This is a genomic window from Thioalkalivibrio sp. HK1, assembly GCA_000583135.1.
Lineage (GTDB): Bacteria > Pseudomonadota > Gammaproteobacteria > HK1 > HK1 > HK1.
In genome coordinates, this window is record JFBG01000010.1 from 48,432 (window position 1) to 66,150 (window position 17,719).

The following is a 17,719-nucleotide window of genomic DNA, read 5'->3' on the forward strand; positions in this document are numbered from 1 at the left end:
GATCGTTTTCTAACCGTCGCTCTTCGATGGATCGGTCGATGGATCGGTCGATGGATCGGCGCCCGCCCGATCATCGTCCCCTTCTCCTTGGGGCTTTTCCCCGCTCGACTCCTCGCCGGAATCGATGGCAAGGGATGCGCCCGAGGCATCGACCACCCGCAGTTTGAGCCCGTCGATGGCATTCGGCAACTGGGTGACGACAACCATGTCACCTGCCTTCAAATCGGGGGAGGAAACCAATATCTGCGAATCGCGCGTCTCGAGCCCGACCTCCCCGAGGCGCTCGACTCTCACCCCCCTCATCCGGCCTTGATCGACGACGAATACTCGATCGGTTCCGTAAAGGGCCGAGCGGGGCAGGACGATCCCCCGATCGACCGCCGGCAGGTCGGCGATGAGGCGAAGGGTGCGCCCTAGTTGCAGCCAATCGCCGCCCTCGACCACCCGGAAAAGCGCGTCGGCACCGCCGGAGCCGCGTCTCACCTCGGCCGTGAGGCGATGCAAGCGAGCGCGAATCTGCCTTCCGTCCACCGTCGCGCGCGCATCGAGCTCCACCCCCTGCCCCGTCGCCCGATTGAATTGCGGCAGGTGGCGCAAGGGGATCTGGGAGCGCAGTTCCAACGCGGAGGTGTCGAACAAGGTCAGCAGGCGATCTCCGGGGCGCACCCGATCTCCGGGGGAAACGAGCACTTGGGTGATGCGGCCCTCGAAGGGGGCCTTGACCGCGGTGCGCTCGAGATCGAGGCGAGCCCGCGCCAAACCGGAGCGGGCGCGGGACAAGGTCGCCTCCAAGCGTTTTTTGCGACTCTCGTAGCCCTCGATGGCGAGGGTGCGCTGCTCGATCGCCAAGAGCTGGCGTTGCTCTTCGCGCAGTGCCTGATCGAGATTGGATTTCGAGCCGAGATTCCTCTCTTCCAAGCTCCTCGCTCGTTTGATATCCTCGCGAACGAGGGCCAGAATTTCCCGCTCCCGCCTCGATGCCCGCTGATCGTTCCGGTATTGCAGGGCTTCTCGCTCGAGTTCGAAGATCAGCTCGTTCACATCCGCAGTGCGCTGTTCGACGATCAGTTCGGCCTCGCTCCGATCGAGATCGATCAACGGCGCATCGGGAGATACAAAATCCCCTTCGAAGACCTTGACCTCGATCACATCGGCGCTCAAAGACGCCGAGAGATCGGCGGTGCGAGGGGATTCGACGCGGGCGAAAAGGGCGATTTCCGGAGTGACCTTCGTGTATGCCACCGGCTGCGCCGTCACCGTCCATTCTTTTTCTTCCGGCTGCCGGGGTTCGACCTCGGGCTTGCTTTTCACCAAAGCCACCATGCCTGCGGTTCCGACGACAAGAATCAGAACCGGCAACAGCATGCGTCGGATCAGACGAAAGATTGCGTAAAAGGCTTTCAAGACCATGACAAAGGATTTATCCCGCTTTGACCGAAATGACGAAGACCTGCAAGAACGATCGCTCGCAAACACATCCTCGACCGATGGCTAGGAAGGGCGATCCTCCCGACCCGAGACCCCGAGTATCGAAGAGTCTTTTCGATGGTCGGCGATCGGAAGTGGCGATCGTATCGGGAAAGGATCGTTCTTGGGGGCTTTGGAAAAATGCCATGAAGGCACTGCCGGAAAAGGACGGGTAAGACGGGTAAAGAGCATCGAGTCCTTGACCGAAGGAAGTCGCTTGCGTGATTCTATTACCAAAAGAGCGAAATCGCCACGAAACGATGGCGACCGGCCATGCCGAAAACCCGCTCATCGAGGTCGATCGTTCGGGCGGGGATTTGCTATATCATCGGAATTTGTGTAGAAAAGGGGATATTCCTTCCAAGACGATCCTTCGTTTCTTCGTTTTTTCGTGAAATGTCAGGCGTTTCGTCACGGCAGAAGATGGCCGATCCGAAGCGATGAGGGTCGGGTGGCCGTCGATGCCCTTAGGCCTTGGGATCCAAGACGCCGCCCTTTATCGACGCTCGTGGATTGGCAAGTCATGGACGGGTATCCTCGAGCCGGAAGGAATCGCTCGAAGGAAGGCTCGGGCATCGATGAGAGCCGGTCGCCCGCGGATGACGAACCGATCGATTCTCGTTCGCCGATGCTCGTCGGTATCGAATCCACTCGTATCGAATCTGCGGCGATCCGAGATCGAAGCGCCCGACATCGAAACACAACCGAATAGGAGTGGTGAATGAACAGAACAAACCGCCGTCGATTTCTTCAAGGCAGCGCCGCCGGCGCCGCCGCCATCGCCCTGCCGATGCGCTTCGCCTCGGCCGCCAAAAGAGGCGGCGTCATGCGCATGGGCAAAGCCCACGGCCAAACCAGCGACGCTTTGGATCCTGCGATTCACGATAACGGCTTCGTCATCGCCATGACCCATGCCTACAACGGCTATCTGACCGAGGTCATGGGGGATGGTTCGCTGGCCGGGCAACTCGCCGAAAGTTGGGAACCCTCGGCCGACGGCAAGGTTTGGACTTTTCGCTTGCGCCGGGGCCTCACCTACCATAACGGGCGCGATGTCGTCGCCGAGGACGTGATCGCCTCCATCGACCACCACCGAGGCGAGGATTCGAAATCCGCGGCCGCGCCGATCGTCAAGCCGATCGTGAATATCGAGGCCGATGGCAAATACGCCGTCAAATTCACCCTCGATGCCGGCAACGCCGACTTCCCCTTCGTCCTCAGCGACTATCACCTGCCGGTCATGCCGGTCAAGGACGGCAAGGCCGATTGGCAATCCGGCATCGGCTGCGGCGTCTATCGCCTGAGCAATTTCGAGCCCGGTATCAGGGCCGATTTCACTCGCTACGAAGATCATTTCGATTCGGATCGCGGGCATTTCGACGAGATCAATATGTTGGCCATCGTCGATCCCACCGCCCGCACCAATGCCTTGATGACCGGACAGGTCGATGCCATCGATCGAGTCGATCTGAAAACCGTCGATCTTCTCAAAAGTCGGCCCGGGATCAAGGTGCACTCGATCGCCGGCACCCAGCACTACACCTTCCCGATGCGCACCGATGTCCCTCCTTTCGACAACGTGCACGTGCGCTTGGCCCTCAAACACGCCATCAAGCGCGACGAGTTGGTCGAGAAGATCCTCCAAGGCTACGGAGCGGTCGGCAACGATCATCCGATCGGACAGGGGCAACTTTTCTTCGCTCGCGATCTCGAACAACGCCAATACGACCCGGAAGCCGCGAAAGACCATCTGAAAAAAGCGGGGATCGATGGGGTGCTCGAAGTCGATCTCAATGTCGCGGATGCCGCTTTCGCCGGGGCGGTGGATGCCGCGGTGCTCTTCGCCGAAAGCGCCAAAGACGCCGGGATCGATATCAATGTCGTGCGCGAACCGAATGACGGCTACTGGTCGAATGTGTGGAATAAAAAGCCCTTTTGCGCTTGCTACTGGGGCGGAAGGCCGACCGTGGATTTGATGTTCCAAACCGCTTATCAAGCCGGGGTGCCGTGGAACGATGCAGTCTGGGAGAACGATCGCTTCAACAGCCTGCTGCTCGAGGCGAGAGCGGAGTTCGATGCCGCCAAGCGAGAAGAGATGTACTTCGAGATGCAGCAGCTGGTGAGAGACGATGGCGGCACCATCGTCCCGATGTTCGCATCCTATGTCTTTGCAACTTCCGACAAACTGCAGTTGCCCGAGGACATCGCTTCGAACTGGGATCTGGATGGCGAGCGCTGGGCGGAACGCTGGTCTTTCGTCTGATCCGACTCGTCGATTCGGCCTTGGGACTCAAGGAGCGCTCGGCACCGCATCGCCGTTTCAGGTGTCGGTGCCAAGCGCCCTTATCCCAAGTCCGAGATTCTTCCGGTTCATGAACATTCCCGCGAGCGTTCGGACCTTCGAAATATCGAAAATATCTATCGGGAGAGATGTCGGCCCCTACGATTCGCAGCGACGTTGGCTAGATGAATCCGCTTCGAACCTCGCCGAAAAGGGCTATCGACCGATAGTTAGGAGGACATATCGATGATCGGCATCATCAAACTGGTCGCGAAACGATTGGGGTTCGGGCTCGTCACCCTCTTCATCGTTTCCCTGATCATCTTCTGGGCGGTGGAAGCCCTGCCGGGAAACCTTGCCGAACAAGTCCTCGGCCAAGCCGCCACCCCGGAGACGGTCGAGGCCTTGAGCAAAGAGATGGGGTTGGATCGCCCGGCTTTTGTACGCTATATCGATTGGTTGTCCAGCGCCCTGCAAGGGGATTTCGGATCCTCTTTGGCCAATAAACGTTCGGTATCCGAGCAACTCGAACCGAGATTTTTCAACACCATGTTCCTGGCGGGGCTGGCGGCGGCGATGTCGATCCCGATCTCGATCATCTTGGGGGTGCTGGCCGCCCTATGGCGCGATTCGATCTTCGATCGCGGCGCGAATGTCGTCACCTTGACCTCGATCTCGTCGCCGGAGTTCTTTCTCGGCTACATCCTGATCCTCTTTTTGGCGGTGCAAAATCCGATCTTCCCCTCGATCTCCAATGTCAGCGAGGGAATGACCTTGGGGGAGCGGACATTCGCCACCATGCTCCCCGCCATCACCCTGACCCTCGTGGTGATCGCCCACATGATGCGCATGACCCGGGCGGCGATCATCGCCCTGCTGGCCTCGCCCTATATCGAAATGGCGCGATTGAAGGGTGAGCCTCGTTGGAAAATCATCGTGGTCCATGCGCTCCCGAATGCACTCGCTCCGGTGATCAATGTGGTGGCGCTGAATCTGGCCTATCTGATCACCGGCGTGGTACTGGTCGAGATCGTCTTCGTCTATCCCGGGGTGGGACAGCTCTTGGTGGATAGCGTCCAAAAGAGGGATTTCCCGGTGGTTCAGGCGTGTTGTTTGATCTTCGCCGCCACCTATATCCTGCTCAATCTATTGGCCGATGTGGGGGCGATTCTCTCCAACCCCCGGCTTCGGCATCCGAAATGAGGAGCAAGCCATGAGCCTGTTCGTCATCGTTTTCTATGGTCTTTTGATCGCGGTCTCGTGCCTCACCGCCTCCTATCGCCGACACGATGTTTTCATGGCCACTTTCAGCCTGACGCTGATCTGCTTCCTGATCGGGCTCATCGGCGGGGAGCCGTGGCTGAAACGCATCGCGATCGGGATCGGGATTTTCCTGGCGGCGGGGGGGATCGCTTACAGCTTCCGGAAATTCCTCTCCTTGCTGCTCCCTCGAGATGCGGCGCGACTGATTCGTACCGCACCGCTGACCGCCTCTTTCGGGCTTTTCGTCATCCTCGTCTATCTGGTGGCGGCCATCTTCGCTCCGATCATCGCCCCTTACGGCGAGGCGGACGTGATCGCCGGCGCCTACGCCCCGGCGGACGAGAAGATGCTCCTCGGCGGGGATCAGCTGGGCCGCGACCTGTTCAGCCGCATCATCTACGGGGCGCGCAATACGGTGGGGATCGCGCTGCTGACCACCGGCATCGCCTTTTTCGTCGGCTCGCTCCTCGGACTGATGGCGGCGACATTGGGGGGATGGGTGGATCAGATCTGCGGGCGGATCGCCGATACCCTGATGGCCATCCCCCAATTGATCTTCGCCTTGTTGCTGCTGTCCATCCTCGGGACCAATGTCGTCAACCTGATCTTGGTCATCGCCCTTCTCTACTCCCCCTTGGTCTTTCGTCTGGCGCGAGCGGTGGCGGGCAATATCGTGGTCATGGACTATATCGAGGCCGCCAAGTTGCGCGGAGAGAAGACTTGGTATCTGATCGTGCGCGAGATCCTGCCGAATGCGACCGCTCCCTTGGTCGCCGAATTCGGTTTGCGCTTTTGCTTCGTCTTCCTTGCGATCTCGGCGCTGTCCTTCTTGGGTCTGGGCATCCAACCCCCGACCGCGGATTGGGGCTCGATGGTGCGCGATAACTCGACTTTGATCTCCTTTAGCCAAGGGACCCCGTTGATCCCGGCGGCGGCGATCGCGCTGCTGACCGTCGCCGTCAACTTCGTGGTCGACTGGCTGCTCCACATCTCATCCGGATTGAAAGAGTGAGCGATCCCAAAAGAGAAGACGAGGCTTTTTTGCCCCCGGATCCGCCTCGACGGATTCAGCCTCGACGCATTCCGCCTCGACACATCCTGTCTCGAAATACGGGATATCAATCTCGCTCGACGATATCGAAGAGGGCGTCATGAACGAAACGGTCATGAACGAAAAAAAAGCGGTATCGGAAAAAGCGATATCGGCGGAGGAAAAGAGTGCCCGCCTGTTGCTCAAAATCCGAGGCCTTCGTATCGAGGGTCGGGTCGATGACTCGTGGCTCGAGATCGTCCACGGCGTCGATCTCGATCTGCGGCGCGGCGAGGTGCTCGGTCTGATCGGCGAATCGGGGGCCGGCAAATCCACCATCGGATTGGCGGCGATGGGCTTCACCCGCGACGGCTGTCGCATCAGCGGCGGCACCATCGAATTCGACGGCATGGAGCTCACTTCCTCGCCGGAGGAGGACTTGCGGATGCTGCGCGGGGCGCGCATCGCCTACGTGGCGCAATCGGCCGCGGCCTCGTTCAATCCCGCGCATCGCCTGATCGATCAACACACCGCGGCCCCGGTACAACACAAGATCAAGACCCGCCGGGAAAGCGAAGAGGATGCGATGGAACTCTATCGCCGTCTGCGCCTTCCCAACCCCGGAGAAATCGGCTTTCGCTATCCGCATCAAGTCTCCGGGGGGCAGCTGCAAAGAGCGATGACCGCGATGGCGATGAGCTGCCGCCCCGATCTCATCATCTTCGACGAGCCGACGACCGCCCTCGATGTCACCACCCAGATCGAAGTGCTGGCGGCGATCCGCGATATCGTCGATCAATTCGATACCGCCGCCCTCTATATCACCCACGACCTTGCGGTGGTGGCCCAGATGGCGGATCGCATCAAGGTTCTGCTCAAAGGCGACGAGGTGGAGGAGGCCGATACCCGCTCGATGCTCGAAGCCCCGCGCGAGGAATACACCCGCTCCTTATGGGCCGTGCGCAGTTTCCAGCGCCACCAAAAGCCGGTGCCGCCGGCGGACGAAACCCCGGTGATCGAGGTGCGCAATGTCAGCGCCGCTTACGGCCCGGTTCTGGTGCTCGATGATGTCTCTTTTTCCATCCACCGGGGCCGCACGGTGGCGGTGGTCGGAGAGTCGGGTTCGGGTAAATCCACCGCCGCCCGCTGCATCACCGGCTTGTTGCCACCGCTATCCGGCGAAGTCCTCTATAACGGAACGCCCTTGGCGCGACACTTTAGGGATCGCTCCAAGGATCAGCTGCGACAAGCCCAGATGATCTACCAGATGGCCGATACCGCCCTCAATCCCAAAAAGCGCATCGGCGAGATCATCGGCCGACCGGTATCCTTCTATGGGGGATTGCGCGGGGCGGAGTTGAAAAAGCGAGTGGACGAACTTCTCGATCAAATCGAGCTCGAGCCCTCGCAGTATTACCACCGCTACCCTTCCGAGCTCTCCGGCGGGCAAAAGCAACGGGTCGGTATCGCCCGGGCCTTGGCCGCCGAGCCGGAATTCATCATCTGCGACGAGGTGACCAGCGCCTTGGATCAAATCGTGGCCGAGGGCATCCTCAAACTCCTCGACCGCCTGCAAAACGATCTCGATCTCGCCTATATGTTCATCACCCACGATCTGGCAACGGTGCGGGCCATCGCCGATCATGTGGTGGTGATGAAGGAGGGAAAGGTGGTCGAAGCCGGACCCAAGGAGGATATGTTCCGTCCGCCGCATCACGCCTATACCGATCTCCTGCTTTCATCGGTGCCGGAGATGGACCCGGATTGGCTCGACGATCTATTGGCCAAGCGCGGAGTGGATAATATCGGGGAAGCGGCCCAACAAAAAAGCGCTCTTTGACAGGATCCGAAGATCGATAGTCTCGGGGTTTTCAGCCAGCGGATTTTCAGGCGACGGATTTTCAGGCGGCGTCGAGGGCTCGCGAAGCGACAGTCATTTTTTTTTGGAAGGTAAAGCACGAGGAGATCCTCCATGAGCAGCACGATCGGATTCATCGGTGTCGGCAATATGGGACTACCGATGATTCGCAACCTGATCAAGGCCGGGCACGGGATCAAGGCCTTCGATATCTCGGCCGAGGCCCTCGAGGCCGCAAAAGAAGCGGGAGCGACCATCGCCTCCGCCATCGCCGATGCCGCCACCGATACGAATGCCGTCATCACCATGCTCCCCCAAGGCCAACACGTCCGAGAGGCTTATCTGGGCACCGGCGAAGGCAACCCCGGCATTCTCTCGGCCGCCTCTTCCACCGCCATTTTGATCGACTGCTCCACCGTCGATATCGAGAGCGCGAAAGCGGTGGCGGAAAGAGCGGAGCGGGAGAAGCGTTCCATGGTGGACGCTCCGGTTTCAGGCGGGATCTCCGGAGCGGCGGCGGGAACCTTGACCTTCATGGTCGGGGGAACGAAGGAGAATTTCGAGCGCGCCCGCCCGATATTGGAGGCGATGGGGCGCAATATCGTGCATATCGGGGGATCGGGGTTGGGGCAGGCGATGAAGATCTGCAACAACATGATGGCGGGGATCGCCCTGACGGGAACCGCCGAAGCGGTGAGTTTGGGGCAGGCTTTGGGGATCGATCCCAAGACCTTGCATCAGGTGATGTCGACCTCCTCGGGGCAGAATTGGATGATGGATACGATGTATCCGGTCGAGGGCGTGGTCGAATCCGCCGCCTCCAACCGCGGCTTCGCCCCCGGATTTCGGGCATCGCTGATGGCCAAGGATCTCGGGCTTGCACAAGCGGCGGCACAGACCACCGGTACCGGCACCCCCTTGGGGGCCCTCACCGCCTCGCTCTATCGCACGCTATGCCTCCAAGGCGGGGGCGAACTCGATTGCAGCGCGATCTATCGTCTGCTGCACGGGGATTCGATGAAGCCCTAGTCGACGAAGCCCGCTTCGAGCGGGTCTCGAGCGGGTCGAATCGCTCTTGGGCTCGCTCGAAGGGTCAGTCTTGAAGGGCCGGCCTCGAAGGGTTGGTAAGGAGGATCCCGAGGAGGCTTTCAGCTCTCCTCGGGATCCTCCCCGCCCATCGACCATGCTCGGCGAAGGGCTTCGCAGGCAAGCCTTTGGGCGTGCACGGCACCGTCCACCGCCGGAGCCATCGTAAAAAATCCGTGGATCATGCCCGGAATCTCGTGGTATTCGACCTTGACTTGCGCCGCCTTCAGCCGATCCGAAAAGGCCGCCCCCTCGTCTCTCAGGATATCGAGTTCGGCGGTCAACACGAAGGCGCTCGGCAAGCCTTGAAGGTCTTCGGCTCGTAATGGCGCCGCCCGCCAATCGAGGCGATCCTTCTCGCTGCGCAAATAGTGATCGCGAAACCAAAACATCGATCGAGCCTCGAGAAAGCCGTAGCCTCGGGCGAATGTTCGATAGGACTCGCTATCCCCGGCGTAGTCGGTAACCGGATAGATCAGCAGCTGCAGACACGGCGAAGGGATCGGAGCATCTCGGGCCATCAACGCCACCACCGCCGCGAGATTGCCGCCTGCGCTATCGCCTCCCACCGCGATCCTTTGCGCGTCCAATCCATGCCTTGGGCCTTCTTCCACGCACCAAGCATAGGCGGCGAAGGCGTCTTCGACCGCGGCGGGAAATCGATGGTCGGGGGCCAAACGATAATCGACCGAGACCACGGCGCAAGCCGCCCCGACGCAAAGATTGCGGGCGACGCCATCGTGGGAATCGATGCTGCCGACGACATGCCCGCCGCCGTGAAAATAAAGCAGCGTCGGCAGCGCCGATGTGTCGATGGAAGCGTCGATGGAAGCGTCGATGGAAGCATCGATGGAAGCGTCGACGGAAGCGTCGATAGAAGCATCGATCCCCATCGATGGACGATAGATGCGAATCGGCAAGGCGTTGTCGGCACCGCCGGAGATGGTGCGATCTTCCGTTTCCGCTCTCGCATCCCCGGGGGGCCTCGAACTTGCCAAGCGTTCGTATTGTCGGCGGGCTTGGTCCGGGCTTAGATCGTAGGTCGGCGTCAAATCCGCCTTGCGCATGGCATCGAGGATCTTCCGCACTTGGGGATCGATCCTGGGATCGGGCGATGATGCGTCCATTGATAGCTCCTTGGGATCGGGCTTGCAATTCGCAAGTTGCGATCATGATGGCACCGAATCTCGCCTCGAGGCCGAGAATCGATGTTCAAGAAACGAAATCGAGAGGATAAAGAAGATGAACGATGAAGTGCGTCTTTCCTTGGAAGAAACGCATGCGCTGGCGGTGTCGGCGCTACGGGGGCAAGGATACGCGGATCGGCATGCGCAGGCCATCGCCGATACCCTCACCGCCGCCGAACGGGACGAATGTAAATCGCACGGATTGTTTCGCGTCCCCTTCTACGTCAAAGCCCTCCACGAGGCGGGGGTTTCGCCCGACGCCGAACCTGTTTTGCGCGACCTCGCCCCGGGGGTGATCCAAGTCGATGCCCATTTCGGTTTCGCCCCGCTCGCCTTGCAGGTCGCCGCCGATCCCTTGGAGAAACGAGCGCGAGAGCAGGGTATCGCGGCGCTGGCCATCGTCAACGCCTTCAATGTCTCGGCCTTGTGGCCGGAGGTCGAGCGGCTCGCCGAGCGCGGGCTGGTCGCCTTCGCCTTCACCGCCGCCCATCGCTATGTCGCCCCCGCCGGAGGCATCCGCCCGATTTACGGGACCAATCCGATGGCCTTCGGGTGGCCCCGGAAGGGGAGCCCTCCCCTGATCTTCGATCAGGCATCGAGCATGAGCGCCCGGGGCGAGATTCAGATTCATTTGCGCGACGGCAAGCCGCTACCCCCGGGGTGGGCCATCGACGCCGAGGGACAACCGACCACCGATCCGAAGGCCGCTCTTGCCGGAGCCCAGTTGACCTTCGGGGGATATAAAGGAGCGGCGATCGCGCTGATGGTCGAACTGCTGGCCGGAGCCTTGGTCGGAGGCCCCTTCAGCTTCGAAGCTCATGCGAAAAACACTTCCGGCTCCGGCGCTCCCTGCGGGGGAGAGTTCATGATGGCCATCGATCCCGCCCGCTGCCTTGGCAGCGAGGATCGCGAGGGTCAGCTGACCCATGCCGAAACCCTCTTCGCGGAAATCCTCGCCCAAGAGGGAACTCGCCTACCTTCGGATCGCCGCTACCGAGCCCGGCAACGCACCCCGCAAGAGGGCATCGTCATCCCCGCCTCTTTGCATAAAACCCTGCTCGAATTCACCGGTTCGGATTGAAGTTGTCTGTTGTCACAGCACCCCATTCCCACTATCGCCCGTCGGGGCGATGCCCACCTGCACGGGTGGAGCGAACCCGACCTGTTCGAGCCCGATGGCTTGATCCATTAATTGCGGAAGCCCCAAAGGATAGGCCGATGAATACTCATCGATGCATGATGGCCATCGTCGGGGACATGACGCTTTCGATCTCGATTCGGTATGACAGTAGGCTTACCTCCTCCTTGCGGAGACCGAAAACGCTTCGTCTTGGCAGTCCCTTCGAGGTTGATATGCCTGCTGTACCGACCATTCGACTTGGCCATTCGGTGTTCTAACCTCGAGTGCCCCGGCTATGAGACTCGAATCGCCTCGATATCCTCTGTCTTTCTTCCAGCGTTCGGCGAATATCCGATTCCGTGAGACTCCCGCGATCCTCGATCAAGGCTTCCTTCAAGGCTTCTTTCGTTGCGCAGGTCACTTCGGCGTAGCTAAGGCCTATGGATTCGGTGGCGAGGCGTTTCCAAGAGATGCCTTTCGTGGACATCCTCCCCAAGCGAGATTCGAGGATCGATGCAATGCGGGTTTCGTCCGGCAGGCTGTAATGCAAGACGTCGTCGAAACGGCGAAAGAGTGCGTGGTCGAGGATATCGGGGTGGTTGGTCGCGGCCAAAATCAGGCTGTGGGAGTCGTCTTGCTCGATCATTTGCAAGAAGCTGTTCAAAATACGCCGGACCTCGCCGATATCGTTGACGAGACCACGCTGTGAGCCGATAGCGTCGAATTCATCGAAAAAATACACGCCTCGGGTGCGCTCGGTGGTATCGAATACTTGCCGTAGCTTGGCGGCGGTCTCTCCCATGTACTTGGTGATCAAACCATCCAAACGCACTCGCAAGAGCGGCAAGCCGAGTTCGCCGGCGAGCACCGATGCCGTCATCGTTTTTCCGGTGCCCGGTGCACCCACCAGCAAGAGTTTGCGTCGCGGGCTCAGCCCGTGGGAAAGGATCTTCGATGCTTGCCTTTGCTCTTTGATCACCCGATTGAGCCCGCTCGCCAAGATATCATCAAGCACCATCTCCGCAAGCCGCGATTTCGGGCGACTGACCGCCAAGACACCTATCGGATCATCGCGCGAACGCCTGCTCGAAAACGCCCCCTCTCCACCTTCGTACGGTGGCAACCCCCGGCGAGCCTTGGCTTGGTCGATAAGAGCGCGTAGTTCCTGCGCGAGCTTGCCGTGACCGCGCTTTGCTTCATGCGCTGCCACCTGCATCGCCACGGAGAGGAAGCGATCTTCATCCCCCTCGAGATGCGATTTCAAAAACGCCTTCAACTGGTTCGCGCTGGCCACTTCAAGTCCTCGAACCTCCGCTGACTGCCGACTTCGATGTCTGGCCCACCGACATCGGGCCGAGCATCGTCGTCATGGCAAAGGACGATGCCTTGCCAATTATGTGGGAATACGGGAAAACGAGCCCCCGCCTCGATGAGAGGGGAGAATCGAAAAAGGATCTCGCCCTTTCGATCGCATTCGCCCTTGGGGCTTGGAAAAACCCATCAAGCCAAGCCTGCGTTAAGGGCCGCCTCCACATCTTCATCGCTCATACCCACCTTGCGGGCGCCGGCAAGAATATCCTCCCACGCTCCTTGCGATAGGGGCAGCCCTTCCTCGCTTCTTTGTCGCAAGATCCGCTCTTCCTTCTCCCCCGGGATCAATACCTCGCCGGTGGCCTTGGAGGGCCGAGCGCTCTTCCAATATTCGATATAGTCCTCGATTTCGCGCTCGAAGAAGTCGGCGGTTCCAAGGCTCGAAAGATCGATGTAGACCGAAAACATGCCGTTGCAAAGAGAGCGCCTTTCGCGCTCGTTCGAAACGGCGGCGGTGCCGGATCCGGTCAGGGCTCCGGCGAACATCTCCATGAAAAAATTGATCCCCGAGCCTTTATGGGCCCCGAAGACGTTGAGGGCCCCGGGACCGGCGCTCGGATTCGGAACCTCGGTTTCGGCGCTTTTCCCGTAAAGAGGGCGCGGATCGGAGGTCTCGTTGCCCATCTCATCCACGAGGGCGTCGGCGGGCAAGGTCTTGCCGCCGCGCAAGGCCACCAAGGCCTTGCCCTCGGCCACCATCGAGGTGGCGAAATCATGGATGATCGGCGGGGCGCCGTCGGCGCGCGGCAATCCGAAACAAAGCGGGGAGGTTCCGCAGCGGCGTTCACCGGCGCCGAAGGGAGCGACGAGCAGGCTGCCTCGAACGTTGACCGCATGGATCGAGGCGCAACCGGCTTGCGCGGCCCGCTCGGCCCAATCCCCGATACGCCCCAAATGACCGGAATGTTTCAAAGCGGTCAGAGCGACCCCGTGCTTTTTCGCCTTCGCCACCCCCAAGTCCACGGTCTGTTCGCCGATGGTCTGGCCGAAACCATAGCGCCCGTCGATGACCGCCAAGCAATCCGTCTCATGCTCGATTTGCACGCTGCGACCGGCGAAGACCTTGTCATCTTGCATCCAGGAAATGTAGCGGTGGGTACGAAGAACGCCATGGGAATCGTGGCCCCGCAGGCTGGCTCCGGTCAACCGGCGGGCGATGCGGCGAGCCTCGACGCTCTCGCATCCGGCACGTTCGAAAACCACCCCGACGAGTCTTTCCATGGCCCTCGCATCGACGAGAATCTCATCGCCCTCATGGCGTAGCGCGACCTTCATTCGATCAACTCTCGCCCCGGGTCTTCGAAAGCGCATCGGCGCAAGCCGAGACATAAAGCCGCAGATCGCTACCCAAGGTGACCAGATCGAAACCCCGATCCAGCATCTTGCGGGCATAGGCGGGTTCGAGGCAGTGGATCCCGCAACGCACCCCCGCCTTGCGACAACTTGCAAGGATATGCCCGATGGCCTCGACCACCGCAGGCTCTTCCTGATCCAGTTTCGGGGTATAGCCCATCGACAACGCCAGATCGCTCGGCCCGATGTAGATACCGGTCAGCCCTTCGGTGGAGACGATCGACTCGATATTCTCCAAGGCTTGGGCGGTCTCCGCCATCGCCAGCAGGATGATGGAATCGTTGGCCTTGGTCGGATAGTCCGCTCCGTAGACGAACTGCGCCCGAGTGGGACCGAAACTGCGGCTGCCGGCCGGGGCGTATTTCGCCCAACTCACCAGACGCTCGGCATCGCTCTTGGTATTGACCATCGGGCAAATGATTCCCAACGCCCCGGCATCGAGGCTCTTCATGACGATGCCCGGCTCCAGCCACGGCACGCGCACCATCGGGGTGGCATCGCTCGTCGAAAGGGCTTGGAGCATGCTCACCGCGATTTGGTAGTCGTTGAGGCCGTGCTGCATATCGATGGTGATGGAATCGAATCCGGCTTTGCCGGTGAATTCGGCGACGACCGGAGCGGCCGAGGAAATCCAGGAATTGATCCCGGGGCGACCGGCATTCCAACTATCTTGCAATCTTGTTTTCACCGCGAATGTCTCCTTGATACGAAGATCGGAAAATCATGGGAAATGGGAGGGTGTCAACCGAAAAGCCAACTCGTCGCAGCGCCGAGCCAAAGCGAAGTCCAGCTCGTGCAAACCCTTGATCTTGTGGCTCCACCACTTGACCGTCACCCTCCCCCATTCGGTGACGATCTCGGGATGATGATCGAAGCGCTCGGCCAAGTCTCCGATCCGATTCGTCAGCGCCAAGGCTTGGGCGAAATCGGGGTATCGATAGCTGCGATGCAGCTGATCGATCCCGTCGACATCGACGATGCGCCAATTCGGGAGAGACTTCGCAAAGTCGGCGATTTCCTGCGGGCTCAAGGCCTTCGCATCGGCCCGACAAGCCTCGCACTCGGGGATATTTGAATTCATCGTTCACCCTTCGGGATTCGGTGATCGCCCATCGAGGCGATTTTTCTACGCCGCCGCCCCTTCGAGATGGGCGAGCAGAGCCTGCCACGATGCGCGATCGGCATCGGCATGGTATGCCAACGGCATCGAATACTTCTCGCCATTGGCCGTGGCCTGCGGGTTGGTAAAGCCATGCATCGCATCATCGTAGGTGATGATGCGAAAATCGGCGTCGGCGGCACGCATTTCCTCGGTGAAGGCCGCCAAATCGTCACTCGATACGAGGGTGTCCTCGGCGCCGTGGCAAACGAGGATCTTCGCCCGGATCCCGCCCGGGGAGGGGCGATGGAAGGAGCCCAAGGCACCGTGAAAGCTGGCCACGGCTTGGAGATCCATGCCGATGCGGGCGCAATGCAATACCATCGCCCCGCCGAAGCAATAACCGATGGCGGACAATCGGGAGGAATCGCATCGAGGATGATTCGCCAGCGTTTGCCGAGCGGCTTTAAGACGAGCGGTGCCGCTTTGCATATCATCGAGCACCGCTTTCATCATCGCCCCGGCGTTCTCGGGATCGGCGGCGGTGCGACCCTCCCCGTACATATCCACCGCCAAGGCCACGTAGCCGAGTTCCGCCAACATCTGCGCTCGCCCGCGGATGTAATCATTCAGCCCCCACCATTCGTGCACCACCATCACTCCGGGGCGGGGGCCGTCGATGGATTCGTCGAAAGCGAAATGGCCTTGGCAACGGATTTCGTCCGCCGAGTAGTTCACATCTTCGGTGCGTAGTCGAGTCATGGCACGGTCCTCGAAGCAAAATCTCCCAAGGATAAAGGAGATGGCGAGTGCGCGAAAGAGCGAGCGACTGTTTTTTTCACAAGAAAGACAGCCCTTTCCTTTGCATTCTCGTTCGAAAGCGCATCGAAAGGAAAGTCTATCGCACCCGATATCGAAAATCCCCCGATCACCCTCCCGTTATTGCAAAATCGAGCGCTCGGCGATCGAACACATCACACATAAGGAGTATCGGCGATGACCGACACCGGCAATCGACCCGACACCTTTTCCGCCTCGAAAAACGATATCGCCCGCCCGCGCCGCCTGCGACACAGCGCATCCTTGCGGGCTGCGGTACGCGAGATACGTCTAGGCGCGGCGGATTTCATCTACCCCCTTTTCATCGTCCATGGCAAGGGGATCCGCCGCCCCATCCCCTCGATGCCGGGGATTTATCAACTCTCCGTCGACGAAGCGGTGATCGAGGCTCGAAAGGCGGTGGATGCCGGTATTTTGGCGACGCTGCTTTTTGGCATTCCGGCGACGAAAGATCCCGTCGGATGCGAGAATTTCGCCGATGACGGCATCATCCAACAAGCGATCCGGGCCATCAAGAGTGATTGTCCCGGGATTGTCGTCATCACCGATGTCTGTCTATGCGAATACACCGACCATGGTCATTGCGGGCTGTTGAGCCATGAGCACCCCCATCTTCCCGATGGCTATGTGTTGAATGACGAGAGCGTCGATATCCTCGCTCGGGTTTCGCTGAGCCATGCCCGTGCCGGAGCCGATATTCTCGCCCCGAGCGCGATGCTCGACGGGATGGTCGCCGGCATTCGCCATGCCTTGGATGCGCATTCGTTTCACCATCTCCCGATCATGTCCTACGCGGTGAAATACGCCTCGGCGTTTTACGGTCCTTTCCGGGATGCGGCCCAAGGCGCGCCGAAATTCGGCGACCGCCGCACCCATCAGATGGATCCCGCCAATGCCCGAGAAGCGCTCAAAGAAGCGGGGATCGATGTCGCGGAAGGGGCGGATTTCTTGATGGTCAAGCCGGCTTTGGCTTATCTGGATATCATCCATCGCGTGCGCGCGCACTACCCGCAGCTGCCGATGGTCGCCTATAACACGAGCGGCGAATATGCGATGATCAAGGCCGCAAACGAACGCGGATGGCTGAACGAGCGCACAAGCACCTTGGAGACCCTGACCGCGATCAAGCGCGCCGGGGCGGATCTGATCATCAGCTACCACGCATTGGAAGCCGCCTCTTGGCTGGCAGGCGAAGAGAGGCTCTCGCCCTAGGATGGACATCAACGGTATTCAATGCGGGTAAAGTGTCGATCTTCGGATGGCAGGCATCATCCCGAAGCCCTTTTCCGGCTTCTCGAAGACGGCGGTGATCGCCGCCGGTGGCTTCGAGGCGATGACGATGCTTCGTCGACCGCTTCGGTCATCATGCACGTGTCGTTCCTCGATATTATTGAGATATCTCAATCGATCGACCTTTAGTCGAGGAGGCGCAGGTCAACCGTTTTTTGACCTTCGGCCTTGATACACAAGTATCTAATACAATAAAAAAACCGAGGGTAGCGTGACCTACCCTCGGTTCGATAGAGGCGCAAACAGAGCCTATCGATGCGGCTTTATTGTGCGAGTCGAGTCGTTTTGATCGACAGCGTGAACGGTGCTCCCGACTTTGCCGAGCATTGCCGATACCACGGAGACGATCGCTCGGTGTCGGATGAGTGAGTGAACGATACGGATTCCCCGGCTTCCACTTCCTTGGCATCGAGCAGGTTGCCGCTATCACCGCAAAAGACGCCGAACCCGTAATCTTTTCTGATGCGCTCTCTC

General features: G+C 60.0%; 15 protein-coding genes. 7 read left to right on the forward strand and 8 right to left on the reverse strand.

Features of this window, described 5'->3' with window-relative positions; translation table 11 throughout:
- Nucleotides 1-9 precede the first annotated feature (9 nt).
- Nucleotides 10-1,410, reverse strand: a complete 1,401-nt coding sequence (locus BF99_RS0103360) for an efflux RND transporter periplasmic adaptor subunit (RefSeq protein ID WP_025769757.1) — start codon at nucleotides 1,408-1,410, stop codon at nucleotides 10-12.
- A gap of 778 nt (nucleotides 1,411-2,188) precedes the next feature.
- Between BF99_RS0103360 and BF99_RS0103380 the strand changes: the two genes are divergently transcribed.
- The 5 genes from BF99_RS0103380 to mmsB all read left to right on the forward strand — a co-directional run bounded on the left by BF99_RS0103380 (nucleotide 2,189) and on the right by mmsB (nucleotide 8,928).
- Nucleotides 2,189-3,730 carry an ABC transporter substrate-binding protein gene (locus tag BF99_RS0103380; protein WP_025769760.1) on the forward strand — a complete coding sequence of 514 codons (1,542 nt, stop codon included), beginning with the start codon at nucleotides 2,189-2,191 and terminating at the stop codon, nucleotides 3,728-3,730.
- Between the two features lie 264 nt (nucleotides 3,731-3,994).
- A complete protein-coding gene (locus BF99_RS0103385; protein ID WP_025769761.1) occupies nucleotides 3,995-4,951 on the forward strand; it encodes an ABC transporter permease in 957 nt (318 codons plus the stop codon).
- A gap of 10 nt (nucleotides 4,952-4,961) precedes the next feature.
- Nucleotides 4,962-6,023: an ABC transporter permease gene (locus tag BF99_RS0103390; protein WP_025769762.1), complete on the forward strand. Its 1,062-nt coding sequence runs from the start codon at nucleotides 4,962-4,964 to the stop codon at nucleotides 6,021-6,023.
- A gap of 139 nt (nucleotides 6,024-6,162) precedes the next feature.
- Complete coding sequence (locus BF99_RS0103400; protein ID WP_025769763.1) at nucleotides 6,163-7,881, forward strand: ABC transporter ATP-binding protein; 1,719 nt, start codon at nucleotides 6,163-6,165, stop codon at nucleotides 7,879-7,881.
- Nucleotides 7,882-8,013: 132 nt separating this feature from the next.
- Entirely contained in the window at nucleotides 8,014-8,928 is a 915-nt protein-coding gene (gene mmsB, locus BF99_RS0103405; protein WP_025769764.1) for a 3-hydroxyisobutyrate dehydrogenase, read from the forward strand.
- Between the two features lie 119 nt (nucleotides 8,929-9,047).
- Here mmsB and BF99_RS0103410 read toward each other — a convergent pair whose 3' ends face one another.
- On the reverse strand, nucleotides 9,048-10,112 hold the full coding sequence (locus BF99_RS0103410) for an alpha/beta hydrolase (RefSeq protein WP_038097115.1): 1,065 nt from the start codon (nucleotides 10,110-10,112) through the stop codon (nucleotides 9,048-9,050).
- Nucleotides 10,113-10,227: 115 nt separating this feature from the next.
- Between BF99_RS0103410 and BF99_RS0103415 the strand changes: the two genes are divergently transcribed.
- Entirely contained in the window at nucleotides 10,228-11,253 is a 1,026-nt protein-coding gene (locus tag BF99_RS0103415) for an Ldh family oxidoreductase (RefSeq protein ID WP_038097138.1), read from the forward strand.
- 313 nt (nucleotides 11,254-11,566) lie between these two features.
- Here the strand turns inward: BF99_RS0103415 and BF99_RS0103430 are convergent, their stop codons facing one another.
- From BF99_RS0103430 to BF99_RS0103450, 5 genes are all read right to left on the reverse strand, one after another.
- Nucleotides 11,567-12,586, reverse strand: coding sequence for an AAA family ATPase (locus BF99_RS0103430; protein WP_025769767.1), 1,020 nt, complete (start codon nucleotides 12,584-12,586; stop codon nucleotides 11,567-11,569).
- A gap of 206 nt (nucleotides 12,587-12,792) precedes the next feature.
- On the reverse strand, nucleotides 12,793-13,938 hold the full coding sequence (locus BF99_RS0103435; RefSeq protein ID WP_081759087.1) for an Ldh family oxidoreductase: 1,146 nt from the start codon (nucleotides 13,936-13,938) through the stop codon (nucleotides 12,793-12,795).
- A gap of 4 nt (nucleotides 13,939-13,942) precedes the next feature.
- Entirely contained in the window at nucleotides 13,943-14,704 is a 762-nt protein-coding gene (locus BF99_RS0103440; RefSeq protein ID WP_025769769.1) for an HpcH/HpaI aldolase family protein, read from the reverse strand.
- A 33-nt stretch (nucleotides 14,705-14,737) separates the two neighbouring features.
- A complete protein-coding gene (locus tag BF99_RS0103445; RefSeq protein WP_025769770.1) occupies nucleotides 14,738-15,097 on the reverse strand; it encodes a 4a-hydroxytetrahydrobiopterin dehydratase in 360 nt (119 codons plus the stop codon).
- Nucleotides 15,098-15,142: 45 nt separating this feature from the next.
- A complete protein-coding gene (locus BF99_RS0103450) occupies nucleotides 15,143-15,877 on the reverse strand; it encodes a dienelactone hydrolase family protein (RefSeq protein ID WP_025769771.1) in 735 nt (244 codons plus the stop codon).
- Nucleotides 15,878-16,111: 234 nt separating this feature from the next.
- Here BF99_RS0103450 and hemB point away from each other — a divergent pair, with 234 nt between their 5' ends.
- A complete protein-coding gene (gene hemB, locus BF99_RS0103460) occupies nucleotides 16,112-17,167 on the forward strand; it encodes a porphobilinogen synthase (protein ID WP_025769773.1) in 1,056 nt (351 codons plus the stop codon).
- Between the two features lie 341 nt (nucleotides 17,168-17,508).
- Here hemB and BF99_RS23655 read toward each other — a convergent pair.
- A partial coding sequence (locus tag BF99_RS23655) for a hypothetical protein (protein WP_231471295.1) occupies nucleotides 17,509-17,719 on the reverse strand: 211 nt, incomplete at its 5' end.

What these genes read in the sequence shown, in the direction of transcription:
- BF99_RS0103360 (WP_025769757.1), bottom strand. Translation starts at nt 1,410, where the DNA reads ATGGTCTTGAAAGCCTTTTACGCAATCTTTCGTCTGATCCGACGCATG.
- mmsB (WP_025769764.1), top strand. Translation starts at nt 8,014, where the DNA reads ATGAGCAGCACGATCGGATTCATCGGTGTCGGCAATATGGGACTACCG.
- BF99_RS0103410 (WP_038097115.1), bottom strand. Translation starts at nt 10,112, where the DNA reads ATGGACGCATCATCGCCCGATCCCAGGATCGATCCCCAAGTGCGGAAG.
- BF99_RS0103400 (WP_025769763.1), top strand. Translation starts at nt 6,163, where the DNA reads ATGAACGAAACGGTCATGAACGAAAAAAAAGCGGTATCGGAAAAAGCG.
- BF99_RS0103435 (WP_081759087.1), bottom strand. Translation starts at nt 13,938, where the DNA reads ATGAAGGTCGCGCTACGCCATGAGGGCGATGAGATTCTCGTCGATGCG.
- BF99_RS0103380 (WP_025769760.1), top strand. Translation starts at nt 2,189, where the DNA reads ATGAACAGAACAAACCGCCGTCGATTTCTTCAAGGCAGCGCCGCCGGC.
- hemB (WP_025769773.1), top strand. Translation starts at nt 16,112, where the DNA reads ATGACCGACACCGGCAATCGACCCGACACCTTTTCCGCCTCGAAAAAC.
- BF99_RS0103445 (WP_025769770.1), bottom strand. Translation starts at nt 15,097, where the DNA reads ATGAATTCAAATATCCCCGAGTGCGAGGCTTGTCGGGCCGATGCGAAG.
- BF99_RS0103390 (WP_025769762.1), top strand. Translation starts at nt 4,962, where the DNA reads ATGAGCCTGTTCGTCATCGTTTTCTATGGTCTTTTGATCGCGGTCTCG.
- BF99_RS0103450 (WP_025769771.1), bottom strand. Translation starts at nt 15,877, where the DNA reads ATGACTCGACTACGCACCGAAGATGTGAACTACTCGGCGGACGAAATC.
- BF99_RS0103385 (WP_025769761.1), top strand. Translation starts at nt 3,995, where the DNA reads ATGATCGGCATCATCAAACTGGTCGCGAAACGATTGGGGTTCGGGCTC.
- BF99_RS0103415 (WP_038097138.1), top strand. Translation starts at nt 10,228, where the DNA reads ATGAACGATGAAGTGCGTCTTTCCTTGGAAGAAACGCATGCGCTGGCG.